Source organism: Streptomyces sp. WAC05292 (assembly GCF_003949955.1).
GTDB classification, from domain to species: Bacteria; Actinomycetota; Actinomycetes; order Streptomycetales; family Streptomycetaceae; genus Streptomyces; species Streptomyces globosus.
The window spans coordinates 1-6,641 of sequence record NZ_RPSE01000359.1 but is presented as its reverse complement, the minus strand read 5'-3'; the positions used below and the strand labels follow the sequence as shown (position 1 = coordinate 6,641).

Here is a 6,641-nt window from a genome sequence, read left to right as displayed (position 1 = left end):
GCCCCCGCACGCGCCACCGGCCCCACCACCGCGCACCCGGCCCAGCTGAGGCTCAGGGCCGGCCTGCTGCCCCTGCTCGCCGAGGCCGACCTCCTCGACTCGCCCAGCGGCTGGGGCAGCACCCGCACCGCCGCCGGCGCCTTCCGCCTGGAACCCGTCCGCCTCGACCGCGACCTGGACCTGATCGCCCGCTGGATGAACGACCACGAAGTCGCCGCCTACTGGGACCTCGCCGGACCCCCGTCCCTCACGGCCGCACACCTGCGGGCCCAGATCGACGGCGACGGCGGCAGCCTCCCCTGCCTCGGCCTCCTCGACGGCACCCCCGTCAGCTACTGGGAGGTCTACCGGGCCGACCTCGACCCGCTCGCCCGCCACTACCCGGCACGCCCCCACGACACCGGTATCCACCTGCTGATCGGGGACGGCAGGAACCGAGGCCGCGGCCTCGGGACCGCACTGCTGCGCGCGGTCGCCAACCTCGTGCTCGACAACCGCCCGCGCTGCACCCGCGTCATCGCCGAACCGGACATCCGCAACACCCCCTCCGTCTCCGCCTTCCTCGGCTCCGGCTTCCGCTGGACCGGGAACATCGACCTGCCCGGCAAGCGCGCGGCCCTGATGGTTCGCGAGCGGGCGCTCCGCAGCCTCATCTGAGCCGCACCCCGCAGCGCCCGCCCACCGGCCGGTCCGCCTGCCGTCCTTCCCCCCGAAAACGCCCGGCCCGCGCCGCGGGGTTCCCGCCTCCCCGTCGCCCTTTCCGGTGATCGGCCATCCCGGTGATGGCCGTCACCGTCGGTGCCGCCCCGTAGGCTGGGGGGTGCTATGACGAAGCCCTCCCTCCCCGACCTGCTGCACGCCGCCGTCTCCGCCGTCGGCGGCACGGAGCGGCCCGGCCAGGTCGCCATGGCCGAAGCGGTCGCCGAAGCGATCGACGACAGCACGCACCGGCTGATCCAGGCCGGCACCGGCACCGGCAAGTCCCTCGGCTACCTGGTCCCGGCCCTAGCGCACGGCGAGCGCGTCGTCGTGGCCACGGCGACCCTCGCCCTGCAGCGGCAGCTCGTCGAGCGCGACCTGCCCCGGACGGTCGAGGCGCTGCACCCGCAGCTGCGCCGCCGGCCGCAGTTCGCCATGCTCAAGGGCCGGTCGAACTACCTGTGCCTGCATCGGCTGCACGAGGGCGCCCCCCAGGACGAGGAGGAGGGCCTCTTCGACCAATTCGAGGCCGCCGCCCCCACCAGCAAGCTCGGCCAGGACCTGCTGCGGCTGCGCGACTGGGCCGACGAGACGGAGACCGGAGACCGGGACGACCTCACGCCCGGCGTCTCCGACCGCGCCTGGAGCCAGGTGTCCGTCTCCTCCCGCGAATGCCTCGGCGCGTCGAAGTGCCCGTACGGCGCCGAATGCTTCGCCGAGGCGGCCCGCGAGCGGGCCAAGCTGGCCGACGTCGTCGTCACCAACCACGCCCTGCTCGCCATCGACGCCATCGAGGGCGCGCCCGTCCTGCCGCAGCACGAGGTGCTGATCGTGGACGAGGCCCACGAGCTGGTGTCCCGCGTGACCGGCGTCGCCACCGGCGAACTCACCCCCGGGCAGGTCAACCGGGCCGTGAAGCGGGCCGCGAAGCTGGTCGACGAGAAGACGGCCGACTCCCTCCAGACCGCCTCCGAGTCCTTCGAGCGCGTGATGGAGCTGGCGCTGCCCGGCCGGCTGGAGGAGATCCCCGAAGACCTCGGGTACGCGCTTGCGGCGCTCCGCGACGCCGCCCGCGAGGTGATCTCCGCTATCGGCTCCACCAGGGACAAGTCCGTCGCCGACGAGGACGCCGTCCGCAAGCAGGCCCTGGCCTCCGTGGAGAACGTGCACGCGGTGGCCGAGCGGATCCTCGCCGGCTCCGAGTACGACGTCCTCTGGTACGAGCGCCACGACCGGTTCGGGGCGACGCTGCGGGTCGCCCCCCTGTCGGTGTCGGGGCTGCTGCGGGAGAAGCTGTTCGAGGACCGCTCGGTCGTCCTCACCTCGGCGACCCTCAAGCTCGGAGGGGACTTCAACGGGGTCGCGGCCTCGCTCGGCCTGTCCCCGGAAGGTGTCGAGGCGGACGACGCGCCGGTCTGGCGCGGGCTGGACGTCGGCTCGCCGTTCGACTACCCGAAGCAGGGCATCCTCTACGTCGCCAAGCACCTGGCCACGCCCGGCCGCGAGGGGACCCGCGGCGACATGACGGACGAGCTCGCCGAGCTGATCGAGGCGGCCGGCGGCCGCACCCTCGGCTTGTTCTCCTCCATGCGCGGAGCCAAGGCGGCGGCCGAGGAGCTGCGGGGCCGGCTCGACCACCCGATCCTGCTCCAGGGGGAGGAGACCCTCGGCGAGCTGATCAAGAACTTCGCCGCGGATCCGCGGACCTGCCTGTTCGGGACGCTGTCCCTGTGGCAGGGCGTGGACGTCCCCGGGCCGAGCTGCCAGCTCGTGATCATGGATCGCATCCCCTTCCCCCGGCCCGACGACCCGCTGATGAGCGCGCGCCAGAAGTCGGTCGAGGAGCACGGCGGCAACGGCTTCATGGCCGTCGCCGCGACGCACGCGGCGCTGCTGATGGCCCAGGGTGCCGGCCGGCTCGTCCGCGCCGCGGGCGACCGGGGCGTCGTCGCGGTCCTGGACCCGCGGCTGGCGACGGCCCGGTACGGCAGCTTCCTGAAGGCGACGCTGCCGAACTTCTGGTACACCACGGACCGCAACCAGGTCCGCCGCTCCCTGTCCGCGATCGACTCGGCGGCCAAGGCCGACGGCAAGTAGCCCGTGCTCCGGGCCCGGGCATGGAACAGCTCCGGGACCGGCGCAGTGGGTCCCGGAGCTGGCTGGCGGGCCGGGCTCAGACCCGGCGCAGTACGGCGACGACCTTGCCGAGGATGGTCGCCTCGTCACCGGGGATCGGCTGGTACGCCGCGTTGTGGGGGAGCAGCCAGACGTGGCCGTCCTCGCGCTTGAAGCGCTTGACGGTGGCCTCGCCGTCGAGCATGGCGGCGACGATGTCGCCGTTCTCGGCGACGGGCTGGCGGCGGACCGTGACCCAGTCGCCGTCGCAGATCGCGGCCTCGATCATGGAGTCGCCGACGACCTTGAGGACGAAGAGCTCACCGTCGCCGACGAGCTGCCGCGGAAGCGGGAAGACGTCTTCCACGGACTCCTCGGCGAGGATCGGACCGCCGGCCGCGATCCGGCCGACCAGGGGCACGTACGAGGCGGCGGGCTTGCCGGTGGTGTCCGTGGGCTGCGAGCTGGGCTGGTCCGAGCCGCGCACCTCGTACGCCCGGGGCCGGTGCGGGTCGCGGCGGAGGAAGCCCTTGCGCTCCAGGGCCATCAGCTGGTGGGCGACGGACGAGGTGCTGGACAGGCCGACCGCCTGGCCGATCTCCCGCATGGACGGCGGGTAGCCCCGGCGCTGCACGGAGTCCCGGATGACCTCGATGACCCGGCGCTGCCGGTCGGTGAGCCCGGAGCTGTCGGCGCGGATGCCTGGGGGGCGCCCTGGCAGGGATCGAGCGGGGCGGATGGCATCCGCCTCCGGGGTCGGGCTTGCGCTTGCGTCGTTCATGGCGTGCACCGGCTCGAGTCGGCTTTGGGAGCGGTTCTGGGCAGTGATGGCGGCACTGTCTGCGGTGGTGGTCACGTCGGCGGCCCCTCTCGAAATGTTCTCCCTAGCTGGACAACGGTAATTGCTTTCGAAAGGTTGCGCCAAACACACGTTCGAGTGAAAAATCGCAGATCGCCCTGCGTGATCACAATGGCAGGTGTATTGGGTTGTGTATTTCCGAACGGAGGTTCGGATGGTTCCCCGCTGCCTACGGTACCCTTCCCGGTCGAGCCGCCGCCCCCGCATGCGGCCCCAGTGTGGCACCGCGGGCGCCCCCGCCCGCGCACCCGCTCCGCGACACGCGGTAGCGGACCAAATCCGCGGCGCCACAAGATCTAGTGGTTGTATGGGCGGCGCCACCCATACCTAGTGGTATCGGGGAGCGCAGGGGTCTCACGGGCCCCATGGATCGCATATGCTTGGCTCTGCTCCACGAGCCCCGGCAGAGCGATTCCGCCGCACTGGGCCCGAAGGGGTGATTCAGTCGTGCCTAGAGAAGGGTGAGGGACCATGCACTGCCCCTTCTGCAGGCACCCCGACAGCCGCGTCGTCGACAGCCGCACCACCGACGACGGCACGTCGATCCGCAGACGCCGCCAGTGCCCGGACTGCTCCCGTCGCTTCACGACGGTCGAGACGGCCTCGCTCATGGTGATCAAGCGCAGCGGTGTCACCGAGCCCTTCAGCCGTACCAAGGTCATCTCCGGCGTGCGCAAGGCGTGCCAGGGCCGGCCCGTCACCGAGGACGCCCTCGCCAAGCTCGGCCAGCGGGTCGAGGAGGCGGTGCGCGCCACCGGGAGCGCCGAGCTGACCACCCACGACGTCGGGCTGGCCATACTCGGTCCGCTCCAGGAGCTCGACCTCGTCGCGTACCTGCGCTTCGCGTCCGTGTACAAGGCGTTCGACACCCTCGAAGACTTCGAGGCCGCCATCGCGGAACTCCGCGACCGGCGGCCCCGCCCCGAGGAGTGCGGGCCCGCCGGGACCCCCCAGGTCCCCGTGCCCGCCTCCGCCTCCGACTGACCGGGCCGCCGCGCGCTCCGGCGCGGCACGCCCGCTCGGCCCGGAGGCCGCCCGGCGCAGCCGGGAGAAGACGTAACAAGACACAGCACTGTGCCTCGGAATAGCGCTGGCACTTTAGGGCGTTTTTGCCCGTATATGGGAGGCAGGCGGCATGACAGAGACGGCGAGCAGCTCGGCACGCGGTTCCCGCACCAAGGGGACCAAGGGCGCCAAGGGCGGCCTGCGGATCGAGCGCATCCACACCACCCCGGGCGTGCACCCGTACGACGAGGTGAGCTGGGAGCTCCGTGACGTCGTCATGACGAACTGGCGCGACGGCTCGGTCAACTTCGAGCAGCGCGGCGTCGAGTTCCCCGACTTCTGGTCGGTGAACGCGGTCAACATCGTCACCAGCAAGTACTTCCGCGGCGCCGTCGGCACGCCGCAGCGCGAGACCGGTCTGAAGCAGCTCATCGACCGCATCGTGAAGACCTACACGAAGGCCGGCGAGGACCACGGCTACTTCGCGTCCCCCGCCGACGCGGAGATCTTCGAGCACGAGCTGACCTACGCCCTCCTCCACCAGATCTTCAGCTTCAACTCCCCGGTGTGGTTCAACGTCGGCACGCCCCAGCCGCAGCAGGTGTCCGCCTGCTTCATCCTGTCCGTCGACGACTCCATGGAGTCGATCCTCGACTGGTACAAGGAAGAGGGCATGATCTTCAAGGGCGGCTCCGGCGCCGGCCTGAACCTCTCCCGCATCCGCTCCTCCAAGGAGCTCCTCTCCTCCGGCGGCAACGCCTCCGGCCCCGTCTCCTTCATGCGCGGCGCCGACGCGTCCGCCGGAACGATCAAGTCGGGCGGCGCCACCCGCCGCGCCGCCAAGATGGTCGTCCTCGACGTGGACCACCCGGATGTCGAGGACTTCATCGAGACCAAGGTCAAGGAAGAGGAGAAGATCCGCGCCCTGCGCGACGCGGGCTTCGACATGGACCTGGGTGGCGACGACATCACGTCCGTCCAGTACCAGAACGCCAACAACTCCGTCCGCGTGAACGACGAGTTCATGACGGCCGTCGAGAACGGCACCTCCTTCGGCCTGCGCGCCCGCATGACCGGCGAGGTCATCGAGCAGGTCGACGCCAAGGCGCTCTTCCGCAAGATGGCCGAGGCCGCCTGGGCGTGTGCCGACCCGGGCATCCAGTACGACGGCGTCATCAACCACTGGCACACCTGCCCCGAGTCCGGCCGCATCACCGCGTCGAACCCGTGCAGCGAGTACATGCACCTGGACAACACGTCCTGCAACCTCGCCTCCCTGAACCTGATGAAGTTCCTCGACGACGACGGCAAGGGCAACCAGTCCTTCGACGCCGAGCGCTTCGCCAAGGTCGTCGAGCTCGTCATCACGGCCATGGACATCTCCATCTGCTTCGCGGACTTCCCGACGCAGAAGATCGGCGAGAACACCCGCGCCTACCGCCAGCTCGGCATCGGCTACGCCAACCTCGGCGCGCTGCTGATGGCGACCGGCCACGCCTATGACTCCGACGGCGGCCGCACCCTCGCCGCGTCCATCACCTCGCTGATGACCGGCACCGCCTACCGGCGCTCCGCCGAACTCGCCGCGATCGTCGGCCCGTACGACGGCTACGCCCGCAACGCCACGGCCCACAACCGCGTCATGAAGCAGCACGCCGACGCCAACGCCGCCGCGCCGCGCACCGACGACCTCGACAACGCCATCTGGGCGGCGGCCACCGAGGCCTGGCAGGACGTCCTGCGCCTCGGCGAGAAGAACGGCTTCCGCAACTCCCAGGCCTCCGTGCTGGCCCCGACCGGCACCATCGGCCTCGCCATGTCCTGCGACACCACCGGTGTCGAGCCGGACCTGGCCCTGGTGAAGTTCAAGAAGCTCGTCGGCGGCGGCTCGATGCAGATCGTCAACGGCACCGTCCCGCAGGCCCTGCGCCGCCTGGGCTACCAGGAGGAGCAGATCGAGGCG

Annotated in this window: 5 protein-coding genes; 4 read left to right on the top strand and 1 reads right to left on the bottom strand. The window is 71.2% G+C overall.

The features are described from left to right. Positions 1-45 precede the first annotated feature (45 nt). Together EF903_RS26610 and EF903_RS26605 are read left to right on the top strand one after the other, a co-directional pair. Positions 46-657 carry a GNAT family N-acetyltransferase gene (locus EF903_RS26610; RefSeq protein WP_125547340.1) on the top strand — a complete coding sequence of 204 codons (612 nt, stop codon included), beginning with the start codon at positions 46-48 and terminating at the stop codon, positions 655-657. 168 nt (positions 658-825) lie between these two features. Beyond that, positions 826-2,796: an ATP-dependent DNA helicase gene (locus EF903_RS26605; protein WP_125547338.1), complete on the top strand. Its 1,971-nt coding sequence runs from the start codon at positions 826-828 to the stop codon at positions 2,794-2,796. Positions 2,797-2,872: 76 nt separating this feature from the next. On the opposite strand, the gene lexA is transcribed toward EF903_RS26605, so the two are convergent. Further along, positions 2,873-3,670, bottom strand: coding sequence for a transcriptional repressor LexA (gene lexA, locus EF903_RS26600; protein WP_125547336.1), 798 nt, complete (start codon positions 3,668-3,670; stop codon positions 2,873-2,875). 474 nt (positions 3,671-4,144) lie between these two features. On the opposite strand from lexA, the gene nrdR reads away from it, so the two are divergent. Both nrdR and EF903_RS26590 read left to right on the top strand, forming a co-directional pair. Beyond that, positions 4,145-4,657 (top strand): transcriptional regulator NrdR, encoded by a 513-nt coding sequence (nrdR, locus tag EF903_RS26595; protein ID WP_125547334.1) that lies wholly within the window; start codon positions 4,145-4,147, stop codon positions 4,655-4,657. Positions 4,658-4,808: 151 nt separating this feature from the next. Then, the coding region (locus EF903_RS26590; protein WP_125547332.1) for a vitamin B12-dependent ribonucleotide reductase at positions 4,809-6,641 on the top strand (1,833 nt) is incomplete at its 3' end.

Excerpts from the sequence above, each read along its gene's own strand:
- EF903_RS26605 (WP_125547338.1), top strand. The coding sequence starts at position 826 with ATGACGAAGCCCTCCCTCCCCGACCTGCTGCACGCCGCCGTCTCCGCC.
- nrdR (WP_125547334.1), top strand. The coding sequence starts at position 4,145 with ATGCACTGCCCCTTCTGCAGGCACCCCGACAGCCGCGTCGTCGACAGC.